Origin of the sequence: Cellulomonas cellasea, from assembly GCF_030372105.1 — a bacterium.
GTDB classification, from domain to species: domain Bacteria; phylum Actinomycetota; class Actinomycetes; order Actinomycetales; family Cellulomonadaceae; genus Cellulomonas_A; species Cellulomonas_A cellasea_A.
Genome location: NZ_JAUDBQ010000012.1, coordinates 20,710 through 43,595 on the forward strand (window position 1 = coordinate 20,710; position 22,886 = coordinate 43,595).

Sequence of the window (22,886 nt, forward strand, 5' to 3'; positions counted from 1 at the left end):
TGGGGGCCACGATGCGGACAGATCGGACACATCCGCGCGGCGCGGCGGCTGGACGCATCGCACGTCCGCCCACCCCCGGGACGTAGGTTCAGCAGGTGACCACCGACTCCCCCGCCGCCAAGCCTGCCGCCAGCGGCTCGGACCCCGGCGCCCTCGACCGGGTGGGCCTCGCCACCGGCCTCAGCGCGTACGTGCTTTGGGGGATGCTGCCGCTGTACTTCCCGCTGCTGCAGCCCGCCGGGGCCGTGGAGATCATCGGGCACCGCATCATCTGGTCGCTCGGCTTCTGTGTGCTGCTCCTCGCCGTGACCCGCGGCTGGCGGCCGTTCGCCACCACGCTGCGCTCCCGGCGCACCCTGGGCCTGCTGGTCATCGCAGCCGTCGTGCTCGCCATCAACTGGCTCGTCTTCGTGTACGGGGTGCTCTCCGACCAGGTCGTCGACGCCGCGCTCGGGTACTTCATCAACCCGCTCGTCACCGTCGCCCTGGCGGTGCTCGTGCTGCATGAGCGGCTACGCCCCGCGCAGTGGGCGGCCGTCGGGATCGGCGCCGGCGCCGTGGTGGTCATCACCGTCGGATCGGGCCGGCTGCCGTGGATCGCCCTCGCCCTCGCCGGGTCCTTCGGCCTCTACGGGCTGCTGAAGAACCGGGTGGGCCGCACCGTCAGCGCCGTGTCAGGCCTCGCCGTCGAGACCCTCGTGCTGGCGCCCGTCGCCCTCGGCTACCTCATGGTGCTCGAAGTCTCCGGGAACGGGACGTTCCTGTCGGAGGGCGGCTGGCATGTCGTCGCCCTCGTCGCCTCGGGCGTCATCACCGCCGTCCCGCTGCTGCTGTTCGGCTCCGCGGCGCGCCGCCTCCCGCTGAGCATCGTCGGGATGATGCAGTACCTCGCGCCTGTGATGCAGCTCGCCATCGGTGTCGTGGTGTTCCGCGAGGCGATGCCCCCGGCCCGGTGGTGGGGGTTCAGCCTGGTGTGGCTCGCGCTCATCGTGCTGAGCGTCGACGGCCTGCGCGCGCGGCGGTCCCACATCCGGCCACGGCCCGCCGTCGCCGACGATGCGGCGATCGCGGAGCCCATCGCCGGGGAGCCCGCCAGCGCGGAGCCCCTCACCAGCGAGGCGCCAGGCGGCGGGCCGACCGGCCCGTCCGTCACGGCTGCGGAGCGTCCACCACGACCACAGTGACGTTGTCCCGCCCTCCGGCGGCCACCGCGGCGGCCACCAGCGCCTCCGCGGCATCCTGGGGGTGCGGCCGTGAGCGCAGCAGGCCCGCGATCATCGCGTCGTCCAGCTCGCCCGTCAGCCCGTCGGAGCAGACCAGCATCCGGTCCCCCGGCTCCACCGGCAGCAGCAGGTAGTCGGCCGCGAGCGACGAGGCCGCGCTCAACGACCGGGTCACCACATGCCGGCGGGCGTGGTGCGCGGCCTCGGCCGGCGAGATGTGGCCCGCGTCGACCAGCTCCTGCACCTCCGAGTGGTCCACGCTGAGCTGCTGCAGCACGTCGCCCTGCAACCGGTACGTGCGCGAGTCGCCAAGGTTCACCATGAGCCAGTGCGGCACACCGTCCCGCGAGGTGAGGACCACCCCGGAGATGGTGGTGCCCGGGCTGCGGCCCAGCGTCGGCGGCAGCGCCTGCAGCAGCGACCGCGCCGCCTCGAGCCGGCGCTGCACATCCGGCTCCCGCACGTCCTGCGCGGTGACCAGCCGGCGCACGGCGCTCACCGCCGCGGCGCTCGCCACCTCGCCGGCCGCATGGCCGCCCATCCCGTCGGCGACCATGAAGACCGGGGGCTCGGCCACGAAGCTGTCCTCGTTGGACGCCCGACGGGTGCCGATGTCCGTCGCGGCGCCCCACACGGGCTGGGAGCTCATCGGGCCTCCACCCGGAAGGAGCGCTCACCGAAGCGCACCGACCACCCCGGGCCGATGTGCGCGCGGTCGCCCGCCGGGAGGGCGGACAGCGAGCCGTCTGGCGCCATGAGCACCGTCCCGTTCGTCGAGCCCCGGTCGATGAGCCACAGGCCCGAGGGCTCGGGGCCGAACACCAAGTGCAGCTTGGAGATGGACCGTGACGGGTCGTCGATGGCGACGGCATGGGCCAACGGCGCGGCGTGCGCGTCCGCGGGCCCCCTGCCCACGGCGCCGTCACCGACCACGTCCACCCGCTCGCCGGTGTCGAAGACGAGCCGCACCGCGACGGCCGACGGGGTGGGCACGGGGGCGGGCTCGAAGACGGGGGCGAGTGCGGGGCCGGGCGCGGACGCGGACACGGGCACCGGACTCGGCGCGGACGCGGACACAGTCACTGGACCCGGCGCGGACGCGGGGACGGGCGACGGGCTCGGCCGATCCGACGCGGGAGTAGCCGACGCGGGAGCGGCTGGCGCGGGAGCAGCCGACGCGGGAGCGACCGACGCATGAGCCGGTGCGGGCCGCACGAAGACCGCGGGCGCGGCAGCCGTGCCCCGCCGCGTGACCGGCGCGGACGTCGAGCGCCGCAGCACCAGCGTCCCCGCGGCCTGGTCGTGCCAGCCACGCTGGGCGGGGCCCCGGTCCCAGGCGCCGGAGCCGGCCACGACGTACGCGCCGACACCGAAGACCAGGCCGCCGAGGCCGACGACCACGTTCCGCAGCAGCACCCGGCCCACGCCCGCGGGGAGGCCGGTGTCCGACGAGACGGTGCGGATGCCCAGCAGCAGGTTGCCGAGGGTCATCCCCGTCCGCGCCTCCGCGATCCACTGCGTGATCGCCACGACGCCCCCGAGCGCGAGGGCGATGAGCGGCGGGGCCAGGATGGCGAGGCCCTCCTGCGGCCCGATCACGACTCCGGCGAGGACGAGCCCGCCAAAGGCCACGGACCCGGCGGCGAGTTGGTCGACCAGCAGGGCGACGACGCGGGGCCCGATGGCGGCCACCTGGTCCGGCGGCACGGCGACGACTCCGCCCCGGGGCGCCGGCGAGACCTGCGGCGACGGTGCCGTGTCCGAAGGCGGTGCCGTGTCCGAAGGCGGGGCCGTGTCCGGGGACGGCGCCGCGCCGGGGAGGCCAGCACCGGTCGAGTGGCCAGTGCCTGGCGGGCGGAGCTCTGCGGTCATCGTCAGTCCCGTCCGTCAGCCCGTGGGCATCTTCAGGAGGCGCGGTCCACGAGGGACTCCGCGAACGACACGAGGGCGTCCTTGACCGGCCCGGCGGGCAGCGGGGCCAGCTCGGCCACGGCAGCCCGGACCAGCGCGATCGCCCGCGCGCGCGTCTCGTCCACCACCGGGTGGCCGCGCAGCCCCGCGACGGCCCGTGCGAGGTCGTCGTCCGAGGACAGGTCGGAGTCGAGCAGCTCCACGAGCTCGCGCTCGGCGTCGGTCCCCTCGGGGGATGCGGCACGGCGGCGCAGCAGCAGCGCGGGCATCGTCGGCACGTGCTCGCGCAGGTCCGTGCCGGGCGTCTTGCCGGTGACGCTCGCGTCGGAGGTGAGGTCGATGACGTCGTCGGCGAGCTGGAAGGCGACGCCGACCTTCTCCCCGAAGCTGGTGACGATCTGGACGACGTCCGGGCGGCAGCCGGCGAACATCGCGCCGAACCGCGCGGAGGTGGCGACCAGCGAGGCGGTCTTGTCGGCCAGCACCTGCAGGTAGAACTCCACCGGGTCGTCGCCGGGGCGCGGCCCCACGGTCTCGTGGAGCTGGCCCAGGCACAGGCGCTCGAAGGTCGTGGCCTGGATCCGCACGGCCTCCGGCCCGAGCCCGGCGACCATCACCGAGGCGCGCGCGAACAGCAGGTCGCCGGTGAGGATGGCCACCTGGTTGCCCCACACCTCATGCGCCGCCGGGGCTCCGCGCCGCACGGGCGCGGAGTCCATGACGTCGTCGTGGTAGAGCGAGGCCAGGTGCGTGAGCTCGACGACGACGGCCGCGTCGAGCACCTCGCGCCGCTCGCCATCGCCGAGCTGGGCGGCGAGCAGCGTCAGCAGCGGCCGCAGCCGCTTGCCGCCCGCGTTGACGAGGTGCCGCGAGGCGTCGTCAGCGAGCGTGTCGGCGTGGCTGACAGCGTCGCGCAGCCGCTCCTCGACGAGCGAGAGCCGCCCCGTCAACAGGTCGGCCAACGCCGGATCGGTCAGCGGGAGGGAGGTTGCAGAGCTCACGGGATGAACTTAGCCGCCTCGGCCACCAGATCGAGAACCGAGGACGGAAGCACGCCGAGCGCGATGGTGATCAGGGCGCATGCCCCGACCGCCACGGCGGTGAGCCCCTGGGCGGACACGACGGTGGTGGTGGAGGTGACGGGCTTGCCGTCGCCGTCCTCCTCGGAGCCCGCCGGAGCCGTGAAGAACATCAGCACGATGATCCGCACGTAGAAGAACACGGCTGCGGCGGAGGCGAGCACGCCGATGAGGGCGAGCGGCCAGGCGCCCGCGGCGACAGCCGACGAGAACACCGTGAACTTCCCGATGAAGCCGGCCGTCAGCGGGATGCCCGCGAACGACAGCAGGAACAGCGTGAAGGTCAGCGCCGTCCACGGGTGGGTGCGGCCGAGGCCCGCCCACTGGGACAGGTGCGTGGCCTCGCCGATGACGACACCGCCGTCGGCGCTGGCGTCGGCGCCGGCCTCGGAGCCCTCGACCGTCGAGCCCTCGCCCGCGGCGACCGCGACCGCCACTGGGGCGACGCTCCGCTCACGGACCAGCGAGACGATGCCGAAGGCGCCCACCGTGGCCGCGCCGTAGGCGATCAGGTAGAACAGGACGCCCGCGATGCCCTCGGAGTTGAGCGCGATCACACCGGTCAGCACGAACCCGGCGTGCGCGATCGAGGAGTAGGCCAACACGCGCTTCATGTCCGTCTGGACGATCGCGACGACGGTGCCCACGACCATCGTGAGGATGGCGACGGCCCACATGCCCGCCTCCAGGTCCCACTGCAGGCCGGGCAGCACCACGTAGAAGACGCGCAGCAGGGCGCCGAAGGCGGCGATCTTGGTGCCCGCGGCCATGAACCCGGTGATGGGCGTCGGGGCGCCCTGGTAGACGTCGGGCGTCCACTGCTGGAACGGGACGGCGCCGACCTTGAACAGCAGGCCGACCAGCACCAGCACGGCGCCCACGATGAGCAGGCCGTCGAGCCCGGCGACGGTCTGCGTGGCGGCGGCGATGTCCGAGTAGCGCAGCGAGCCGGAGAACCCGTAGAGCAGCGCGATGCCGAACAGCAGCAGCGCGGAGGCGAAGGACCCCAGCAGGAAGTACTTCATCGACGCCTCCTGGCTCAGCAGGCGGCGGCGGCGCGCCAGCCCGGTGAGCAGGTACAGCGGCAGCGAGAGCACCTCGAGGGCCACGAACAGCGTGAGCAGGTCGCCGGTGGCGGGGAAGATCAGCATGCCGCCGGTGGCGAAGAGCATCAGCGGGTAGACCTCGGTCTGCTGCAGGCCCTTGCGCAGGGCCACCTCTTCGTAGTCGGAGCCGGGGATCGCGGAGGCCTGGGGCGCGAACGCGTCCTCCCCCGAGCGGGTCCGGTCGGCGACGACGAGGAAGGACAGCAGCGCGAAGATCGCGATGGTGCCCTGCATGACCACCGTGGGGCCGTCGACGATGACCGCGCCGCCCAGCACCACAGTGCCGCCGGTGGCGCGGACGTCCGCCCAGAGCACCGCGGCGGCGATGAGCGCCCCCGCGGTCGCCAGAAGCGACAGCGTGAGCTGCGCCTGGCGGCGGTGCTGCCGTGGCGCGAAGGCCTCGACGAGCACGCCGATGACGGCAGCGCCGAGCACGAGGAGGATCGGGGTCAGCTGCGACCAGGCGATCTCCGGTGCGATGAAGGCCGCGTTCACTTGTCAGTCCCCTCAGTCGCCGCGTCGTTGACCAGCACAGTCGACGGCACGTCCTCAATCCCTACCTGGTCGAGCGTGATCTGGGCCGGCTCGTTGACGAACTCGAGCGCGGGCGCGGGGTAGAAGCCGATCACGAGCATGATCGCGATCAGCGGCCCCACGGCCCACTTCTCACGCCCGGACAGGTCCGGCATCGTCTCGAGGCCGTCCTTGACGGGGCCGGTGAAGATCCGCTGGTAGGTCAGCAGGATGTACAGCGCGGCGAGCACCACGGCGAACGCTGACACCACGGCCGCCGGGCGGTCCCGGGCGAAGGTGCCGATCAGCACCATGAACTCGCTGATGAACGTCGACAGGCCGGGCAGTGACAGCGCCGACAGGCCCGCCACCAGGAACGTCCCGGCGAGCACCGGCACGACCTTCTGCAGGCCGCCGAAGTCGGAGACCTTCCGCGAGCCACGCCGCGAGATCAGGTAACCGGCGAGCAGGAACAGCGCGCCGGTGGAGAGCCCGTGGTTGACCATGTAGAACGACGAGCCCGCGACGCTCATCGACGTGAAGGCGAAGATGCCCAGCACGATGAGGCCGAAGTGCGAGACCGACGTGTAGGCGATGAGCCGCATCAGGTCCTGCTGCGCGATGGCCAGCAGCGCGCCGTACAGGATCGAGATGACTGCCAGCACGATGACCACCGGGGCCGCCCACTGCGCCGCGTTCGGGAACAGCGGCAGGCACAGCGTGAGCATCCCGAAGGTGCCGACCTTGTCGAGCACGCCGACCAGCAGCACCGAGGTGCCCGCGGGGGCCTGCTCGGCGGCGTCGGGCAGCCAGGTGTGCACCGGGAACATCGGCGCCTTGATGGCGAATGCCAGGAAGAACGCGACGAACAGCCAGCGCTCGGTGTCCGTCGACAGGTCGAGGCCCACGAGGTTCTCGGTGAGGAAGCCCTGCGGGCCGCCGGGGCCCTCGAGGAAGAGCACGATGACGCCCACGAGCATCACCAGGCCGCCCGCGAGCGAGAACAGCAGGAACTTCACGGCCGCGTAGCGCCGCCGCACCCCGCCGAACTGCCCGATCAGGAAGTAGACCGGGATGAGCATGGCCTCGAACAGCACGTAGAACAGGAAGACGTCACGCGCCGCGAACACCGCGACCATGAACACCTGCGTGAGCAGGATCAGGGCCATGTAGTGCCGGAGCTGGTTGGTGACGACGTCCTTGGTGCTGCCCTGCTCGTTCCAGGCCGCGAGCAGCACCAACGGCACGAGGACGACCGAGAGCAGGACGAGGAGCAGCCCCACCCCGTCGACGCCCACCGCGTAGCTGACCCCCAGGGCGGGGATCCACGAGTGGGTCTCGACGAGCTGGTGCACGCCGGCCTGGGCCGTGTCGAAGGACACGACCGCGCCGACGGCGAGGAGGACCTCAGCGAGGGAGAAGCCGAGCGCGACCGGCCGCACAAGGCGAAGGCGCGTGGCAGGGAGGGCCCACACCGCTGCGGCTCCGAGGAGCGGCAGGACGATGAGGGCTGTGAGCCAGGGGAATCCGGAGGACATCGACGCTGCTCTCTCTCAGATCCGGGGGGCCATGACGGCGACGACGAGGACGACGAGCCCGATGAGCATCATGGCGGCGTACTGCCGCACGAAGCCCGTCTGCAGCTTGCGGATGACGTCGCCGCTGCGGACCACCAACCGGGCCAGGCCCGAGAACCCGCCGTCCACGACCTGGCGGTCGAGGTAGACGAGCGAACGGGTCAGGTGCTGGCCGGGCTCGACCAGCAGCGCGTCGTTGACCGCGTCCTGGTACAGGTCCGCGCGTGCCGCGCGGGTGAGCGCCGAGCCAGGCGGTGGGGTGATGGGCACAGGGGATGCGGCGTACTGGCGCCATGCGAGCACCAGGCCGACCACGACGAACAGCATCGTGAGGGTGATGATCAGCCACACCGGCAGCACCGGCGCGTCATGCGTGACATGCCCGGTGACGGGCTCCAGCCATGTCTGGAAGCCGCCGACGACCAGCAGGCCACCGAGGGCGACCGAGCCGATCGCGAGCACGATCATCGGCACCGTCATCAGGCGCGGCGACTCGTGCGGGTGCTGCTCGCCGCCGTCGGCCTTCGGGGCCCAGCGGCGCTTGCCCTCGAAGGTCATGAAGAACATCCGCGACATGTAGAACGCGGTGATGCCCGCGCCGATCAGCGTCACGGCGCCGAACACCCAGGCGCGCCACTCGGCGCCGTCCACGGGCACGAACGCCGCCTCGATGATCCGGTCCTTGCTGAAGTACCCGGAGAACGGCGGGATGCCGAGGATCGCGAGCCAGCCGAGGCCGAACGTGACCCAGGTGATCCGCATGTAGCGGGCCAGGCCGCCGAACCGGCGCATGTCGACCTGGTCGTCCATGCCGTGCATCACGGATCCGGCGCCCAGGAACATGCCGGCCTTGAAGAAGCCGTGCGTGACCAGGTGGAAGATCGCCAGCGCGTAGCCGATCGGGCCGAGGCCCGCCGCGAGGATCATGTAGCCGATCTGCGACATGGTCGACGCCGCGAGGGCCTTCTTCATGTCGTCCTTGGCGCAGCCGACGATCGCCCCGAAGAGCAGCGTGATCGCGCCGATGATGACCACGACCAGGCGGGCGTCTGGGGCGCCGTCGTAGATCACGCCGGAGCGGACCACGAGGTAGACGCCCGCGGTGACCATCGTCGCCGCGTGGATCAGGGCGGAGACGGGCGTGGGGCCCGCCATCGCGTCGCCGAGCCAGGACTGCAGGGGGAACTGCGCCGACTTGCCGCACGCCGCGACGAGGAGCACGAGGCCCATCGCCGTGAGCGTCGCGGTGGACGCGCCGGGGACCCCGGCCTCCACGTCGGTGAAGCTGACGCCGCCGAACGTGGCGAACATGAGCATCAGGGCGACCAGCAGGCCGACGTCGCCGATGCGGTTGGCGATGAACGCCTTCTTCGCCGCGACCGCGTACGCCAGGTTGTGGTTCCAGAAGCCGATCAGCAGGTACGAGGCCAGGCCCACGCCCTCCCAGCCGACGAACAGCAGGAGGTAGCTGTCGGCCAGCACCAGCAGCAGCATCGCCGCGATGAAGAGGTTGAGGTACGCGAAGAACCGGCGCTTGGCAGGGTCCTCGGCCATGTACGCGATCGAGTACACGTGGATCAGCGAGCCGACGAACGTCACCAGCATCACGAAGGTGAGCGACAGGGGGTCGAGTCGCAGGCCCGCGCTGAGGTCGAACGAGCCGACGGATATCCAGTCGAACATGTGCAGGTCGAGGACCCGCTCGGCTGCCGGGCGTCCCAGCAGGCCGATGATGTTCAGCAGGCCGACCACGAAGGCGCCGGTGGACATCGCCACGGCGAACCACGGTCCCCAGCGGTCGGAACGGCGCCCGGCGAGCAGCAGCACCGCGGCGCCGAACAGCGGGAGCACGACCATCAGCGGCGCGAGCGCGAACACTCCGCCTTCGACGGTCTGCGCCACGGCGGCGGGCGTGTCTGCGGCCAGGGCGAGGGGGGTCAGGGTGTGCACGTGCCGGCCCTCAGCTCTTCAGCAGGTTGACGTCGTCGACCGAGGCCGAACGGCGGGTACGGAAGATGGCCACGATGATCGCGAGCCCGATGACGACCTCGGCGGCCGCGACGACCATGACGAAGAACGCCATCACCTGGCCGTTGAGGTTGCCGTGGATGCGGGCGAACGTCACGAGCGCGAGGTTGGTCGCGTTGAGCATCAGCTCGATGCCCATGAACGCGATGATCGCGTTGCGGCGCACCAGCAGGGTGGCGGCGCCGATGCTGAACAGCAGCGCCGACAGCACCAGGTAGTGGGTGAGGGTCATGGCGTCTCCTCCGTGCCCCGCGGCGAGGTGATCGGTGTCGTCGGGCCGGACGTCTCGCCGACGTCGCCTGCCTCCTGGACGGGCGGGCCGATGTCGGCGCCACCGGTGAACGGCTGGATCTCCGCACGGAAGCCCGCGGTGCCGGCCTGCTGGCCACGGATGCGCAGCACGCGCGAGACCGACTCCTCGATCGGGCGGCCCTGCGGGTCGAGCGCGGGCACGTCCATCGCGTTGTGGCGGGCGTAGACGCCGGGCGCGGGCTGCGGGGTGAGCGAGCCACCGCCGAGCACGCGCGACTCCTGGCGCTCACGCTGCCCGACGCGCGGGATGAGGCGCTGGCGGTGCGTCAGCACGAGGGCGCCCAGCGCCGCGGTGACCAGCAGCGCGCCGACGACCTCGAACGAGAACACGTACTGCCCGAAGATGATCCGCGCGACGCCCACGGGGTTCGAGTCGGCGTTCGCCGCCTCCAGCCCGACCGGCGCGCCGTAGCTCGCCCGGCCGACGACGCCCACGAGCACGCTCGCCAGGCCGATGCCGGCGAGGATCCCGATCCAGCGCTGCCCGCGCAGGGTCTCCACCAGGGAGTCCGAGGCGTCGACGCCGACGAGCATCAGCACGAACAGGAACAGCATCATGATCGCGCCGGTGTAGACGACCACCTGCACGACGCCGAGGAACGGGGCGTCCTGCGCGACGTAGATGAACGCGAGGGAGATCATCACGACCACCACGGACATCGCGGCGTGCACGGCCTTGCGGGCGAACAGCAGGCTCAGCGCGGCGATGACCATGACGGGCGCGAGGACCCAGAAGAGCACGGCCTCACCCGTGCTGGTGACGCCGGTGTCGCTGAGGACCGTCGGCAGCACCGAGGCGAGGGGGCTCATCGGTTCTCCGGGTTGTGGGCGTGGGCCAGGCGCTCCGCGGCGCGCTGGGCGCCGGGCAACGTCGGGTCGTCGGGGCGGTGCTCGGCGACCCACTCGACCTGCGCGGGCGCGGGGCCGGTGATCTCGCCGCGGTAGTACTCGGTGTCGGACGTGCCGGGCGCCATGGGGTGCGGCGCGGCCAGCATGCCGTCGAGCATCGGGGCCAGCAGGTCGTTCTTCTCGTAGATCAGGCCCTCACGGGTGGGGCCCGCGAGCTCGAACTCGTTGGTCATCGTGAGCGCGCGCGTCGGGCACGCCTCGATGCACAGGCCGCAGAAGATGCAGCGCAGGTAGTTGATCTGGTAGACGCGGCCGTACCGCTCGCCGGGCGACATCTGCTCGCCGGGCGAGTTGTCCGCGCCCTCGACATAGATCGCGTCCGCGGGGCACGCCCACGCGCACAGCTCGCAGCCGATGCACTTCTCCAGGCCGTCCGGGTACCGGTTGAGCTGGTGGCGGCCGTGGTAGCGCGGCTGCGGCGGGACCTTCTCGTACGGGTACTGCTCGGTGATGACCGGGCGGAACATGTTCGAGAACGTGACGCCGAAGCCGCCGACCGGGGCCAGCACCTCCCGGATGCCCGAGCGCTTCGGGATCAGGGACTCGTACGCGCCGGGGGTCGCGACCTCGCCGCCGGGCTTGCTCGGCGTGACGTCCTTGGGCTGGTCAGCCACGGTGCGCCTCCTGGGTGACCTGGGGGGTCTCGGTCGGGTCGCCCGCGCTGCGGGAGCGGCGCGGGGACGGGGGCAGTGCCTGGCCCGGCAGCGGCGGGACCGGGTAGCCGCCCGCGAACGCGTCGATGACCACCGGGTCCTCGACGGTGCCGCGGGGCGGGCCCTCGGGCTCGGGCCGGGGCTTCTCGGGGATGAGGAACGAGATGCCGACGGCGACGACCACGATGCCCGCCAGCACGAACAGGATCGTCTGCAGGTCCACGTCGGTGAAGTTCCGCACGCCCTGCACGATCGACACGCACACCACCCACGCGAGCGCGATGGGGATGAGCACCTTCCAGCCGATCTTCATGAACTGGTCGTAGCGGAAGCGCAGCGCCGAGCCGCGGATCCACACGAACACGAACATGAACAGCCAGACCTTCGCGACGAACCACAGCACCGGCCACCAGCCGGTGTTGAACATGCCGTCGTTGATCCACGAGATGGGCCACGGGGCGCGCCAGCCGCCGAAGAACAGCGTCGTCGCCACGGCCGAGACGTTGATCATGTTGATGTACTCCGCGAGGAAGAACCACGCGAACTTCATCGACGAGTACTCGGTCATGTAGCCGGAGACGAGCTCGCCCTCGGCCTCGGGGAGGTCGAAGGGCAGGCGGTTCGTCTCGCCCACCATCGCGATGATGTAGATGACGAAGGCCGGCAGCAGCGGCAGGAACCACCAGACCTGGGTCTGGGAGCCGACGATCTGCGAGGTCGACATCGACCCCGCGATGATGAACACGCTGACCAGGGACAGGCCCATCGCCAGCTCGTAGGAGATCACCTGCGCGGTGGACCGCACCGCGCCGAGCAGCGGGTACGTCGAGCCCGAGGACCAGCCGCCGAGCACGATGCCGTACACGCCCACCGAGGTGCACGCGAGGATGTACAGCACCGCGACGGGGAAGTCGGTGAGCTGCAGCGGCGTCACGATGCCGAACATGCTCACGCTGGGCCCGAAGGGGATCACCGCGAACGTCAGCAGCGAGCAGAACACCGCGATCATCGGCGCGACGAGGTAGACGAGCTTGTCCGCCGCCTTGACGGTGATGTCCTCCTTGAACAGGAGCTTCATCGCGTCGGCCACCGGCTGCAGCAGGCCGACCGGCCCGTGCACGTTGGGGCCGGGGCGCACCTGCATGCGGGCGACGACCTTGCGCTCGAACCAGATCGCGATGAGGACGCTGACCAGCAGGAAGACGACGATCGCCACGGCCTTGAGCAGCCAGATCCAGGCGTTGTCGTTGCTGAAGTCCGCGACGGTCGGATCGCCGACCGCTGTGGGGAGCGATGCGCCCACTGCACTGAGCAGACTCATGCCCGCACCTCCGCGTCCGTGACGTCGATCTGGGTCCCGGGAGCCAGGCGCACGAGCGCCCCTGGTCCGGCGTGCAGGGTCTCGCGCACGGCCGAGCCGGGCGAGTTGGTGGGCAGCCAGACGACGTGGTCGGGCATGTCGGTGACGACCACCGGCAGCTCGATCACGCCGGCGTCGGTGCTCACCGCGAGCAGGCCGCCGTCGACGACGCCCACGCCCTCGGCGGTGGCGGCGGACACCCGCGCCACGGGCCGCTTGGCGGTGCCGGCGAGGAACGCCTCGCCGTCCTGCAGGCGGCCGGAGTCGAGCAGCAGGTGCCAGGTCGCCAGGACCGCGTGGCCGGGCGCGACAGCCGGCGGCTCGGCGGCGGCAGCGGCGGGCGCGGCGACCCGGGCGCCATCCCAGGCGCCCAGCTGGTCGAGCTCGGCGTGCACCTGGGCCAGCGTGCCCACGCCCAGCGTGACGCCCAGGGCGTCGGCGAGGCGGTCGAGCACGCGGTGGTCGCCCACAGCCGTGGAGGTCAGCGCCTGCGGGAAGGGCCGCGGGCGACCCTCCCAGGTGACGAAGGTGCCACCCTTCTCCACCGGCGGCGCGACGGGCAGCACCACGTCGGCCAGCGCGGTGACCTCCGAGGAGCGCACCTCCAGCGACACGACGAACGGCGCGGCGGCCAGCGCCTCGCGGGCGGCGGCCGGGTCCGGCAGGTCGCGCAGGTCCACGCCGCCGACGACGAGCGCCCCGAGCCGGCCCGTGCGGGCGGCCTCGAGGATCTCCGTGGCGGTGCGGCCAGGCGCGGTCGGCAGCGAGTCGACCTCCCAGGCGGCGGCGACGTCGACCCGGGCTGCGGCGTCGGCGACCGGGCGGCCGCCCGGCAGCAGGCTGGGCAGCGCGCCGGCCTCGACACCGCCACGCTCCCCCGCACGGCGGGGGATCCAGGCGAGGCGGGCGCCGGTGCGCTCCGCGAGGCGCAGCACGGCGGTGAGCCCGCCGGGGACTGCGGCGAGCCGCTCCCCCACCAGGATCACGGCGCCCGGCTGGGCGAGGTCGGTGGCGAGCGCGCTCAGCGTCGGCACGTCGGAGCCGGGCTCCACCGCGTCGAGCACCTCGGCCTCGGTGCCCGGGGCGGCGGCGACGAGCGTCCCGTCGAGGCGCTCCAGGCCGCGGCTGGCGAACGGCGCCACCGAGACGACGCGGGTGGTCCCCGCGAGGACCCCCTTGCGCAGGCGCAGGAACGTGACCCCGGCCTCCTCCTCCGCCTCGAGCGCGGCGAGGAGCACGACGGGGGCCTTCTCCAGGTCGGCGAACGTGACCTGCATGGCCCGGCCGGCGACGTGGTGGCCCAGGAAGGCCTCCTCCTCGGCGGACAGCGGGCGGCTGCGCAGGTCGACGTCGTTGGTGCCGAGGGCCGTGCGGGCGAACTTGCCGTACGCGTAGGCGTCCTCGAGGGTCACCCGGCCGCCGGGCAGCACGCCCACACCGGCGGGGGCGCCGGCCTCGGCGGGCTTCAGCGCGGCGCGCAGGCCCTCCGCGGCGACGTCCAGCGCCTCGACCCAGCTCGCGACGCGGAGCTCGCCGGTCGCCTCGTCGCGGACCAGCGGGGTGGTGATGCGGTCCGGCGCGGACTGCCAGGTGAACGCGAAGCGGTCCTTGTCGGTGATCCACTCCTCGTTGACCGCCGGGTCCTCGCCCGCCAGGCGGCGCAGCACGACGCCCCGACGGTGGTCGACGCGGATCGCCGAGCCGCACGAGTCGTGCTCGGAGACGCCCGGGGTGGACACCAGGTCGAACGGACGGGCCCGGAACCGGTAGGACGCGCTGGTCAGGGCGCCCACCGGGCAGATCTGCACGGTGTTGCCCGAGAAGTACGACGCGAACGGCTCGCCGGACTCGTCCTCCTCGGCGGGGCCCACGGGCACCTCGCCGCTGGGCGCGCCGGCCGGGGCCTCGAAGCCGAGCACCTCGGGGGCGAAGCGGCCGATCTGCTGGTTGGCGCCGCGCTTCTGCAGGTCGATGAACGCGTCGCCGGCGATCTCCTTGGAGAACCGCGTGCAGCGCTGGCACAGGATGCAGCGCTCCCGGTCGAGCAGGATCTGCGTGGAGATCGCGATCGGCTTGGGGAACGTGCGCTTGACGTCCACGAACCGCGTCGTCGCGCGCCCGTTGCTCATCGCCTGGTTCTGCAGGGGGCACTCGCCGCCCTTGTCGCAGACCGGGCAGTCGAGCGGGTGGTTGATGAGCAGCAGCTCCATCACGCCGTGCTGGGCCTTGTCGGCCTCGGGCGAGGTGTGCTGCGTCTTGACCTGCATGCCCGGCGACGCCTCGAGCGTGCAGGAGGCCTGCGGCTTGGGCATCTTCGCGAGCTTGCCGTCACGGCCCGGCGCCCACACCTCGACGAGGCACTGGCGGCACGCGCCCGCGGGGGCGAGCAGCGGGTGGTCGCAGAACCGCGGGATCTGGATGCCGACCTGCTCGGCCGCGCGGATGACGAGCGTGCCCTTGGGCACCGCCACCTCGAGGCCGTCGATGGTGAACGTCACGGCGTCCACGGGCGCCGGCGTCGCGGCGGGCGTCCCCTGCGAGGCTGCCCCCGAGCCGGGCTTCGGTGTCGTGATGGTCATGCGTGGACCCCCGCCAACTGCCCGGCCGGACGGCGCGGGGTGTAGGTGAACTTCGAGCTGCGCTCGGGCGGGAACAGCTCGTCGGCGGGCGTGTGCGTGCCCGCCTCGAACTCCTCCCGGAAGTACTGGATCGCCGAGGTGATGGGGCTGGTGGCCCCGTCCCCGAGCGCGCAGAACGCGCGGCCCAGGATGTTGTCGCACAGGTCGAGCAGCAGGTCGATGTCCGCGCTGGTGCCCTGGCCCGCCTCGATGCGGTGCAGCACCTGCGACAGCCAGAACGTGCCCTCGCGGCACGGCGTGCACTTGCCGCACGACTCGTGCTTGTAGAAGTCGGTCCAGCGCGTCACCGCGCGGACCACCGACGTGGTCTCGTCGAAGATCTGCAGCGCGCGCGTGCCCAGCATGGACCCGGCGGCGGCGACGGACTCGTAGTCGAGCGGGATGTCGAGGTGCTCGGCCGTGAAGATCGGCGTCGAGGACCCGCCGGGCGTCCAGAACTTCAGCTCGTGGCCCTCACGGATGCCGCCCGCCATCTCCAGCAGGCGGCGCAGCGTGATGCCCAGCGGCGCCTCGTACTGGCCCGGCCGCTGCACGTGGCCCGACAGCGAGAAGATGCCGAAGCCCGGCGAGCGCTCGGTGCCCATCTCGCGGAACCACTGGGCGCCGCCCTTGAGGATCGCGGGCACGGAGGCGATGGTCTCGACGTTGTTGACCACCGTGGGCCGCGCGTACAGGCCCGCGACGGCGGGGAACGGCGGCTTCAGGCGCGGCTGGCCGCGGCGCCCCTCGAGGGAGTCGAGCAGTGCCGTCTCCTCGCCGCAGATGTAGGCGCCGGCGCCGGCGTGGACGGTGATGTCCAGGTCGAAGCCCGAGCCCATGATGTTCTTGCCGAGGTAGCCGGCCGCGTAGGCCTCCTCCACCGCGCGCATCAGGCGGCGGTAGACGTGCACGACCTCGCCGCGCAGGTAGATGAAGGCGTGCGAGCAGCCGATCGCGTAGGACGTGATGATCGCGCCCTCGAGGAGCAGCTGCGGGCTGGCCATCATCAGCGGGATGTCCTTGCAGGTGCCCGGCTCGGACTCGTCCGCGTTGATGACCAGGTAGCGCGGTCCGCCGTCGGGCGCGGGCAGGAAGCCCCACTTCATGCCCGTGGGGAACCCGGCGCCGCCACGGCCGCGCAGGCCGGAGTCCTTCACCGCGCTGATCACGTCGGCCGGGGTCTGCGCGAGCGCCGCCCGGAGCCCGGCGTAGCCGCCGCCGTCCAGGTAGGTCCGCAGCGCCCAGGACCTCTCGAGTCCCCAGTCCTTGGTCAGGACGGGGGTCAGGGTCGTCACGTCGGTCATCACGACTCCTTGGCCTGGTCGGAGCTCTGCTTCTTCTGCTGGTCCTCAGCGGAGGAGTCCTTCGCCGAGGTGGGCTTGCGCTCCGCGCTCGACTGCGGGCCGCCGACCTCGGGCGATGCCGCAGCGGGCGCCGTGGTGTCGGGCTTCGTGGCCGCGGGCTTCGTGGCGGCGTCGCCGGGGAACGCCGGGGCGGTCCACCCCTCCGCCGCGGCGAGCTGCGTGCCGCGCTCGGTCTCCGGGCCGCCGCTCGGGCCCTCGTCGGCGAGGCCGTCGGGGAAGCCCGCGAGCACCCGCGAGACCTCCTTGAACGAGCAGATCTTGCCGGGCCCGCGCGTCGAGGTGACGGGCTCCCCCGCGCGCAGCTTGTCCACCGTCTCGACGGCGGACTGCGGGGTCTGGTTGTCCAGGAACTCCCAGTTGACCATCACCACGGGCGCGTAATCGCACGCCGCGTTGCACTCGATGCGCTCGATCGTGACCTTGCCGTCGGCCGTGGTCTCGTCGTTGCCGAGGTCGAGGTGCTCGGAGAGCTCCTCCCAGATGGCGTCGCCGCCCATGATGGCGCACAGCGTGTTGGTGCAGACCCCCACGGTGTACTCGCCGTTGGGCCGGCGCTTGTACTGCGAGTAGAACGTGGCCACCGCGGAGACCTCGGCGGCGGTCAGGTCCAGCGTCTCCGCGCAGAACGCGATGCCGGCGGGGCTGACGAAGCCGTCCTCGCTCTGCACCAGGTGCAGCAGCGGGAGCAGCGCCGAGCGGGGCTGCGGGTAGCGGGCGACGACCAGGGCCGCGTCGGCGGCGAGCCGGGCGCGGGTCTCCTCGTCGTACCGGGCGGCCGGGCGCGTGCCGGCGGGCAGTGCGCTGTTCTCGACGGACATCAGCGGTCCACCCCTCCCAGGACGGGGTCCAGCGAGGCCACCGCGACGACGACGTCGGCCACCTGGCCGCCCTCGCACATCATGGACACGGCCTGCAGGTTGTTGAACGACGGGTCGCGGAAGTGCGCCCGGTACGGCTTCGTGCCGCCGTCGGAGACGAGGTGCACGCCGAGCTCCCCACGGGGGTGCTCCACCGAGACGAACGCCTGGCCGGCGGGGACCCGGAAGCCCTCCGTCACCAGCTTGAAGTGGTGGATCAGGGCCTCCATCGAGGTGCCCATGATCTCCCGGATGTGGTCCAGCGAGTTGCCCATGCCGTCGGAGCCGATGGCGAGCTGCGCGGGCCAGGCGATCTTCTTGTCCTCGACCATGACCGGGCCGGGGCCCATCGCCTGCAGGCGCTCAAGCGTCTGCTCGATGATGCGGATCGACTGGTAGCACTCCTCGAGGCGCAGGACGACCCGCGACCACGCGTCGGCGTCCGTCGACGTCGGGATGTCGAAGTCGTACGTCTCGTAGCCGCAGTACGGCGCGGCCTTGCGGACGTCGTACGGCAGCCCGGTGGACCGCAGCACGGGGCCGGTGATGCCCAGGGCCATGCTCGCGGGCAGGCCCAGGTAGCCGACGCCCTTGAGGCGCGCCTGCAGGATCGGGTTGGCCAGCATGAGGTCCTCGAGCTGCCCGAAGTCCTTCTTCATCACCGTGATCGCGTCGCGGACCGCGTCCAGGGCGCCCGGCGGGATGTCCTGCACGACGCCGCCCGGGCGGATGTACGCGTTGTTCATGCGCAGCCCGGTGATCAGCTCGAAGACCCGGAGCACCTGCTCACGGGCGTTGAAGCCGACGATCATGATGGTCGTGGCGCCCAGCTCGTTGCCGCCGGTGGCCAGGCACACGAGGTGCGAGGCGATGCGGTTGAGCTCCATCATCATCACGCGGATGACTGTGGCCCGCTCCGGGATGTCGTCCGTGATGCCGAGCAGCTTCTCCACGGCCAGGCAGTAGCCGGCCTCCTGGAAGATGTTCGCCACGTAGTCCATGCGGGTGCAGAACGTGACGCCCTGCGTCCAGGACCGGTACTCCATGTTCTTCTCGATGCCGGTGTGCAGGTAGCCGATGCCCGCGCGGGCCTCGGTGACCGTCTCACCGTCGATCTCGAGCATGAGCCGGAGCACGCCGTGCGTCGACGGGTGCTGCGGGCCCATGTTGACGACGATGCGCTCCTCGCCGAGGCGAGCAGCCTCCTCGGCGATCTCGGACCAGTCGCCGCCGGACGCCTCGAACGACGGCACGCCGGTGGCCTGGTCGTCGATGATGTGGCCGGTGGCCGTGGGCTTGCCCTGAGGGGGTGTCTGAGGGGACATCAGCTGTACGACCTCCGCTGGTCCGCGGGCGGCACGGTGGCGCCCTTGTACTCGACCGGGATGCCCCCGAGGGGGTAGTCCTTGCGCTGGGGGTGGCCCGGCCAGTCGTCGGGCATCTCGATGCGCGCGAGCGCCGGGTGCCCGTCGAAGACGATGCCGAAGAAGTCCCAGGTCTCGCGCTCGTGCCAGTCGTTCGTCGGGTAGACCCCGGTGGTGGACGGCACGTGGGGGTCGGCGTCGGGGACGGCGACCTCGAGGCGCAGGCGACGGCTGTGCGTCACCGACACCAGGTGGTAGACGGCGTGCAGCTCGCGGCCGGTCTGCTCCGGGTAGTGCACGCCGGAGACGCCCAGGCTGAGCTCGAAGCGCAGGTCCTGGTCGTCGCGCAGCATCTGGGACACCTCGACGAGGTGCTCGCGGGCCACGTGCAGCGTGAGCTCGTCGCGGTCCACGACCACCGAGGGGATCGCGTTGGCGAACCCGGTGCCGGAGGCGTCGAGCAGCTCGATGAGGATGTCGACGACCTCGTCGAACCAGCCGCCGTAGGGGCGCGGGCTCGCGCCCGGCAGCGCCACGGTCGTCACCAGTCCGCCGAAGCCGGACGTGTCGCCGGAGCCGGGGCCGCCGCCGAACATGCCGTGGCGGACCTCGATGACCTCGGGCTCGGGCGAGCCCAGCGGGCCGACGTGCTGCGAGCCGCCCTCGAGGGCCGCCTCGCTCGTGCTCTGGGCGGCCAGCGCCTCAGACGTCGTCGTGTCGCCCGGCTTCGCGGCCGCGGCCGCGCTTGCCTTCTCGGCGGACACCTCGGGGGTCTTGTCCCCCTCGGGCGCCCCGGACTTCTCACTCATGCCAACAGGCCCTTCATGTGCGACGTCGGCGTGGCCTTGAGGGCCGCGGCCTCGGCGGCGCGGGCCGCCTCCTTGCGGTTCACGCCGAGCGGCTCCGCCTGGATCTGCGTGTGCAGCTCGAGGATCGCGTTGATGAGCATCTCGGGCCGCGGCGGGCAGCCGGGCAGGTAGATGTCGACGGGCACGACGTGGTCCACGCCCTGCACGATCGCGTAGTTGTTGAACATCCCGCCCGACGAGGCGCACACGCCCATCGACAGGACCCACTTGGGCTCGGGCATCTGGTCGTAGACCTGCCGCACCACGGGCGCCATCTTCTGGCTCACCCGGCCGGCGACGATCATCAGGTCGGCCTGGCGCGGCGAGGCGCGGAAGACCTCCATGCCGAACCGGGAGATGTCGTAGCGGCTGGTGCCGGTCGCCATCATCTCGATCGCGCAACAGGCCAGGCCGAACGTGACCGGCCACAACGAGCCCTTGCGGAAATACCCGACGAGGTTCTCGACCGTCGTCAGCAGGAACCCTGAAGGCGCCTCTTCGATACCCATGTCAGATCACCCCTAGTCCCACTCGAAGCCGCCGCGGCGCCACTCGTACACGAAGGGCACCGTGATGAGGGCCAGGAAGCCCAGCATCGCGACGAGCCCGAACGTGGCGAGCTCCGTGAAGTTCACGGCCCACGGGTACAGGAAGACCACCTCGATGTCGAAGATGATGAAGGTCATCGCGACGAGGTAGTACTTGATCGGGAACCGGCCGCCACCGACGGCATGCGGTGTCGGCTCGATGCCGCACTCATATGCGTCCAGTTTCGCGCGGTTGTAGCGCTTCGGCCCCAGGATCGCGCTGGCGCCCACGCCGCCGAGGGCGAGCACCGCGGCGATCCCCATCATGAAGAGGAGCGGGACGTACGGGTTGGTCATTGCTCGACTCTCCCGGTCGTGGTGTGGACGCTTTCGCGCAGGACGAAAGTCAGGGATGGCTGGGGTTGCGGTCGAGCGTCTCCCGAGGTGAGGAGGCTGCACCGGGACCTAGGTCCCGGCGTGACCCGCAACGTTGAGGGTGTGTGCATCATGCCGCCGGCGCCAGCCGGGCGAGCGCGGAGATGGTCCGGTCGACCATGTCACCGCCCCGCGGCTCGTAGCAGTCGGACAGGAGCTTGAGCACGAAGCGCATGAGCAGCGGGCGGGGCAGCCCGTAGCGGGTGCACACGTGCATCACCTGGGGGTGCTCGATGAGCTTCACGAAGATCCGGCCGAGCGTGTAGTACCCGCCCAGGTCATCCTTCATGCGGGTCTGGTACGCGGCCAGCGCGCGCTCACGCCCGGCGGCGGAGCCGCGCGCGGCGGCCTGGACCACGGAGTCCGCGGCGAACCGGCCAGCCTGCAGGCCGTAGGCGATGCCCTCGCCGTTGAACGGGCTGATCATGCCCGCGGAGTCGCCGGCGAGCATCAGGCCCCGCCCGTACAGCGGGCCCCGGTTGAAGCCCATGGGCAGCGCGGCGCCGCGCACCTCGCCGATCTGGTTCTCCGGGGTGAAGTCCCACTCGGCGGGGGCGTTGGCCATCCACTTGCGGAACAGGTCCTTGTAGTCGACCTTCGTCGCCGCGGCCGTGGAAGACACCGAGCCGAGGCCGACGTTCGCCGTGCCGTCGCCCAGGGAGAAGATCCAGCCGTAGCCGGGCATGAGGTTCGAGCGCCCCGGGGCGCCGTCCCACAGCTCGAGCTGGCTCTCCATCCACGGGTCGTCGTGGCGCGGCGTGCGGAAGTACGTGCGGACGGCGACCCCCATGGGCCGGTCCATCCGCTTCTCGAGGCCCAGGCCGGTGGCGAGCCGCGCGGACACGCCGTCCGCCGCGATGACCACGGGGGCCCGGTAGGTGACGTCCTCGCCGGCGCGCTTGCCGTCGCTGCCCACGGGGCGGGCGGTGACGCCGACCACGCGGCCGGTGCGCTCGTCGAGCAGCGGGCCGGTGACGTTGGTGCGCTCCAGCAGCTTGGCCCCGGCGGCGCGGGCGTGGGACGCGAGCATGTGGTCCAGGCTCATCCGCGAGCGGGCCAGCCCGTAGGACGGGTAGCTCGACAGCTCGGGCCACGGCAGCTCGAGGCGATGCCCGCCCCCGACCACGCGCAGCCCGCGGTTGCGGATCCAGCCGTCCTCCTCGCGGAGGGAGACGCCCATCGCGGCGAGCTCCTTGACCGCGCGGGGCGTCAGGCCGTCGCCGCAGACCTTGTCGCGGGGGAACTCCGCCTTCTCGAGCAGGAGGACTTCCAGACCCGCGGAAGCGCAGTGATAGGCAGCGCTCGATCCCGCAGGACCTGCGCCGACGACGATGACGTCGGCGTCATCGCTCCTTGCGTCAACCACTGTCCCGCCCTACTTGTGAAGACGTTCACATCCCAACCTGGCCGAGTGTAGCCAGGGCCACAGACCATGTCTGCGAAGGCTTACCTCACTTGCCCGTGACACCGCGTGACGAGCGGTGTCACACCACCGGGCGGACCGCCCGATGCAGCGCGACGATCCCCCCGGAGAGGTTGCGATAGGCCACGTCACGCCACCCGGAGTCCTTCAGCAGGCGCCCCAGCCCGAGTTGGTCGGGCCACTCCCGGATCGACTCCGCCAGGTACACGTACGCGTCCGGCTCCTTGGAGACGGCCCGCGCCACCGGCGGCAGGGCGCGCATGAGGTACTCGGTGTAGACGGTGCGGAACGGGGCCCACGTCGGGCGGGAGAACTCGCACACCACCAGGCGGCCGCCCGGGCGCGTGACCCGCAGCATCTCCTCGAGGGCGGCCTGCGTCTCCGCGACGTTGCGCAGCCCGAAGGACATCGTCACCGCGTCGAAGGACTCGTCGGCGAACGGCAGGTGCACCGCGTCGCCCGCGACGAAGCCCAGGTCGGGGCGCCGGCGCTTGCCCACGCCCAGCATCCCCAGCGAGATGTCGCACGGGACCACATGCACCCCGGAGTCGGCGAGCGGCTCGCTCGACGTGCCGGTGCCGGCGGCCAGGTCGAGCACGCGCTCGCCCGGCTGGGCGCCCACGGCCGCGAGCGTGGCCCGGCGCCAGTAGCGGTCCTGACCCAGGGAGATCACGTCGTTCGTCAGGTCGTAGCGGCGGGCGACGCCGTCGAACATGGCGGCGACCTCACGAGGGTCCTTCTCAAGACTGGCGCGTGGCATGCGCCCATCGTCTCAGGTC

20 protein-coding genes are annotated in these 22,886 nt (G+C 71.9%); 1 reads left to right on the forward strand and 19 read right to left on the reverse strand.

Going from position 1 to position 22,886, the window contains the following annotated elements; genetic code table 11:
• Nucleotides 1–95: 95 nt before the first annotated feature.
• A complete protein-coding gene (gene rarD / locus QUV83_RS12100) occupies nt 96–1,184 on the forward strand; it encodes an EamA family transporter RarD (RefSeq protein ID WP_289564770.1) in 1,089 nt (362 codons plus the stop codon).
• Here rarD and QUV83_RS12105 read toward each other — a convergent pair.
• From QUV83_RS12105 to QUV83_RS12195, 19 genes are all read right to left on the reverse strand, one after another.
• Nucleotides 1,150–1,872 (reverse strand): PP2C family protein-serine/threonine phosphatase, encoded by a 723-nt coding sequence (locus QUV83_RS12105; protein ID WP_289564771.1) that lies wholly within the window; start codon nt 1,870–1,872, stop codon nt 1,150–1,152. The two genes, rarD and QUV83_RS12105, sit on opposite strands and share 35 nt — an antisense overlap.
• Nucleotides 1,869–2,930: an RDD family protein gene (locus QUV83_RS12110; RefSeq protein WP_289564772.1), complete on the reverse strand. Its 1,062-nt coding sequence runs from the start codon at nt 2,928–2,930 to the stop codon at nt 1,869–1,871. Before QUV83_RS12110 ends, QUV83_RS12105 begins: the two co-directional genes overlap by 4 nt.
• A 197-nt stretch (nt 2,931–3,127) precedes the next feature.
• A complete protein-coding gene (locus tag QUV83_RS12115) occupies nt 3,128–4,135 on the reverse strand; it encodes a polyprenyl synthetase family protein (RefSeq protein WP_289564773.1) in 1,008 nt (335 codons plus the stop codon).
• Nucleotides 4,132–5,814 (reverse strand): NADH-quinone oxidoreductase subunit NuoN, encoded by a 1,683-nt coding sequence (gene nuoN / locus QUV83_RS12120; protein ID WP_289564775.1) that lies wholly within the window; start codon nt 5,812–5,814, stop codon nt 4,132–4,134. Before nuoN ends, QUV83_RS12115 begins: the two co-directional genes overlap by 4 nt.
• Nucleotides 5,811–7,370, reverse strand: coding sequence for an NADH-quinone oxidoreductase subunit M (locus tag QUV83_RS12125; protein ID WP_289564777.1), 1,560 nt, complete (start codon nt 7,368–7,370; stop codon nt 5,811–5,813). Before QUV83_RS12125 ends, nuoN begins: the two co-directional genes overlap by 4 nt.
• A gap of 15 nt (nt 7,371–7,385) precedes the next feature.
• Nucleotides 7,386–9,359, reverse strand: coding sequence for an NADH-quinone oxidoreductase subunit L (nuoL, locus tag QUV83_RS12130; RefSeq protein ID WP_436231912.1), 1,974 nt, complete (start codon nt 9,357–9,359; stop codon nt 7,386–7,388).
• A 10-nt stretch (nt 9,360–9,369) separates the two neighbouring features.
• The gene (nuoK, locus tag QUV83_RS12135; RefSeq protein WP_066582293.1) at nt 9,370–9,669 is read right to left on the reverse strand and encodes an NADH-quinone oxidoreductase subunit NuoK; all 300 of its coding nucleotides are present in this window, start codon (nt 9,667–9,669) and stop codon (nt 9,370–9,372) included.
• Nucleotides 9,666–10,559, reverse strand: a complete 894-nt coding sequence (locus QUV83_RS12140; RefSeq protein WP_289564779.1) for an NADH-quinone oxidoreductase subunit J — start codon at nt 10,557–10,559, stop codon at nt 9,666–9,668. Before QUV83_RS12140 ends, nuoK begins: the two co-directional genes overlap by 4 nt.
• A complete protein-coding gene (nuoI, locus tag QUV83_RS12145) occupies nt 10,556–11,272 on the reverse strand; it encodes an NADH-quinone oxidoreductase subunit NuoI (protein WP_436231913.1) in 717 nt (238 codons plus the stop codon). The genes QUV83_RS12140 and nuoI overlap by 4 nt, the downstream gene beginning before the upstream one ends.
• Nucleotides 11,265–12,632, reverse strand: a complete 1,368-nt coding sequence (gene nuoH / locus QUV83_RS12150; protein WP_289564780.1) for an NADH-quinone oxidoreductase subunit NuoH — start codon at nt 12,630–12,632, stop codon at nt 11,265–11,267. Before nuoH ends, nuoI begins: the two co-directional genes overlap by 8 nt.
• On the reverse strand, nt 12,629–15,250 hold the full coding sequence (locus QUV83_RS12155) for an NADH-quinone oxidoreductase subunit G (protein ID WP_289564782.1): 2,622 nt from the start codon (nt 15,248–15,250) through the stop codon (nt 12,629–12,631). Before QUV83_RS12155 ends, nuoH begins: the two co-directional genes overlap by 4 nt.
• Nucleotides 15,247–16,593, reverse strand: coding sequence for an NADH-quinone oxidoreductase subunit NuoF (gene nuoF / locus QUV83_RS12160; RefSeq protein ID WP_289564783.1), 1,347 nt, complete (start codon nt 16,591–16,593; stop codon nt 15,247–15,249). Before nuoF ends, QUV83_RS12155 begins: the two co-directional genes overlap by 4 nt.
• Nucleotides 16,593–17,471 (reverse strand): NADH-quinone oxidoreductase subunit NuoE, encoded by an 879-nt coding sequence (nuoE, locus tag QUV83_RS12165; RefSeq protein WP_289564785.1) that lies wholly within the window; start codon nt 17,469–17,471, stop codon nt 16,593–16,595. The genes nuoF and nuoE overlap by 1 nt, the downstream gene beginning before the upstream one ends.
• Nucleotides 17,471–18,835, reverse strand: coding sequence for an NADH-quinone oxidoreductase subunit D (locus tag QUV83_RS12170; RefSeq protein WP_289564787.1), 1,365 nt, complete (start codon nt 18,833–18,835; stop codon nt 17,471–17,473). The genes nuoE and QUV83_RS12170 overlap by 1 nt, the downstream gene beginning before the upstream one ends.
• Entirely contained in the window at nt 18,835–19,683 is an 849-nt protein-coding gene (locus QUV83_RS12175; RefSeq protein ID WP_289564789.1) for an NADH-quinone oxidoreductase subunit C, read from the reverse strand. The genes QUV83_RS12170 and QUV83_RS12175 overlap by 1 nt, the downstream gene beginning before the upstream one ends.
• Nucleotides 19,680–20,231 carry a NuoB/complex I 20 kDa subunit family protein gene (locus QUV83_RS12180; protein WP_289564791.1) on the reverse strand — a complete coding sequence of 184 codons (552 nt, stop codon included), beginning with the start codon at nt 20,229–20,231 and terminating at the stop codon, nt 19,680–19,682. The genes QUV83_RS12175 and QUV83_RS12180 overlap by 4 nt, the downstream gene beginning before the upstream one ends.
• Before the next feature lie 12 nt (nt 20,232–20,243).
• Nucleotides 20,244–20,606 (reverse strand): NADH-quinone oxidoreductase subunit A, encoded by a 363-nt coding sequence (locus QUV83_RS12185; RefSeq protein WP_289564793.1) that lies wholly within the window; start codon nt 20,604–20,606, stop codon nt 20,244–20,246.
• Nucleotides 20,607–20,754: 148 nt separating this feature from the next.
• Nucleotides 20,755–22,050, reverse strand: coding sequence for a geranylgeranyl reductase family protein (locus tag QUV83_RS12190; RefSeq protein WP_066582284.1), 1,296 nt, complete (start codon nt 22,048–22,050; stop codon nt 20,755–20,757).
• A gap of 118 nt (nt 22,051–22,168) precedes the next feature.
• Nucleotides 22,169–22,867 carry a demethylmenaquinone methyltransferase gene (locus QUV83_RS12195; RefSeq protein WP_289564795.1) on the reverse strand — a complete coding sequence of 233 codons (699 nt, stop codon included), beginning with the start codon at nt 22,865–22,867 and terminating at the stop codon, nt 22,169–22,171.
• Nucleotides 22,868–22,886: the final 19 nt, after the last annotated feature.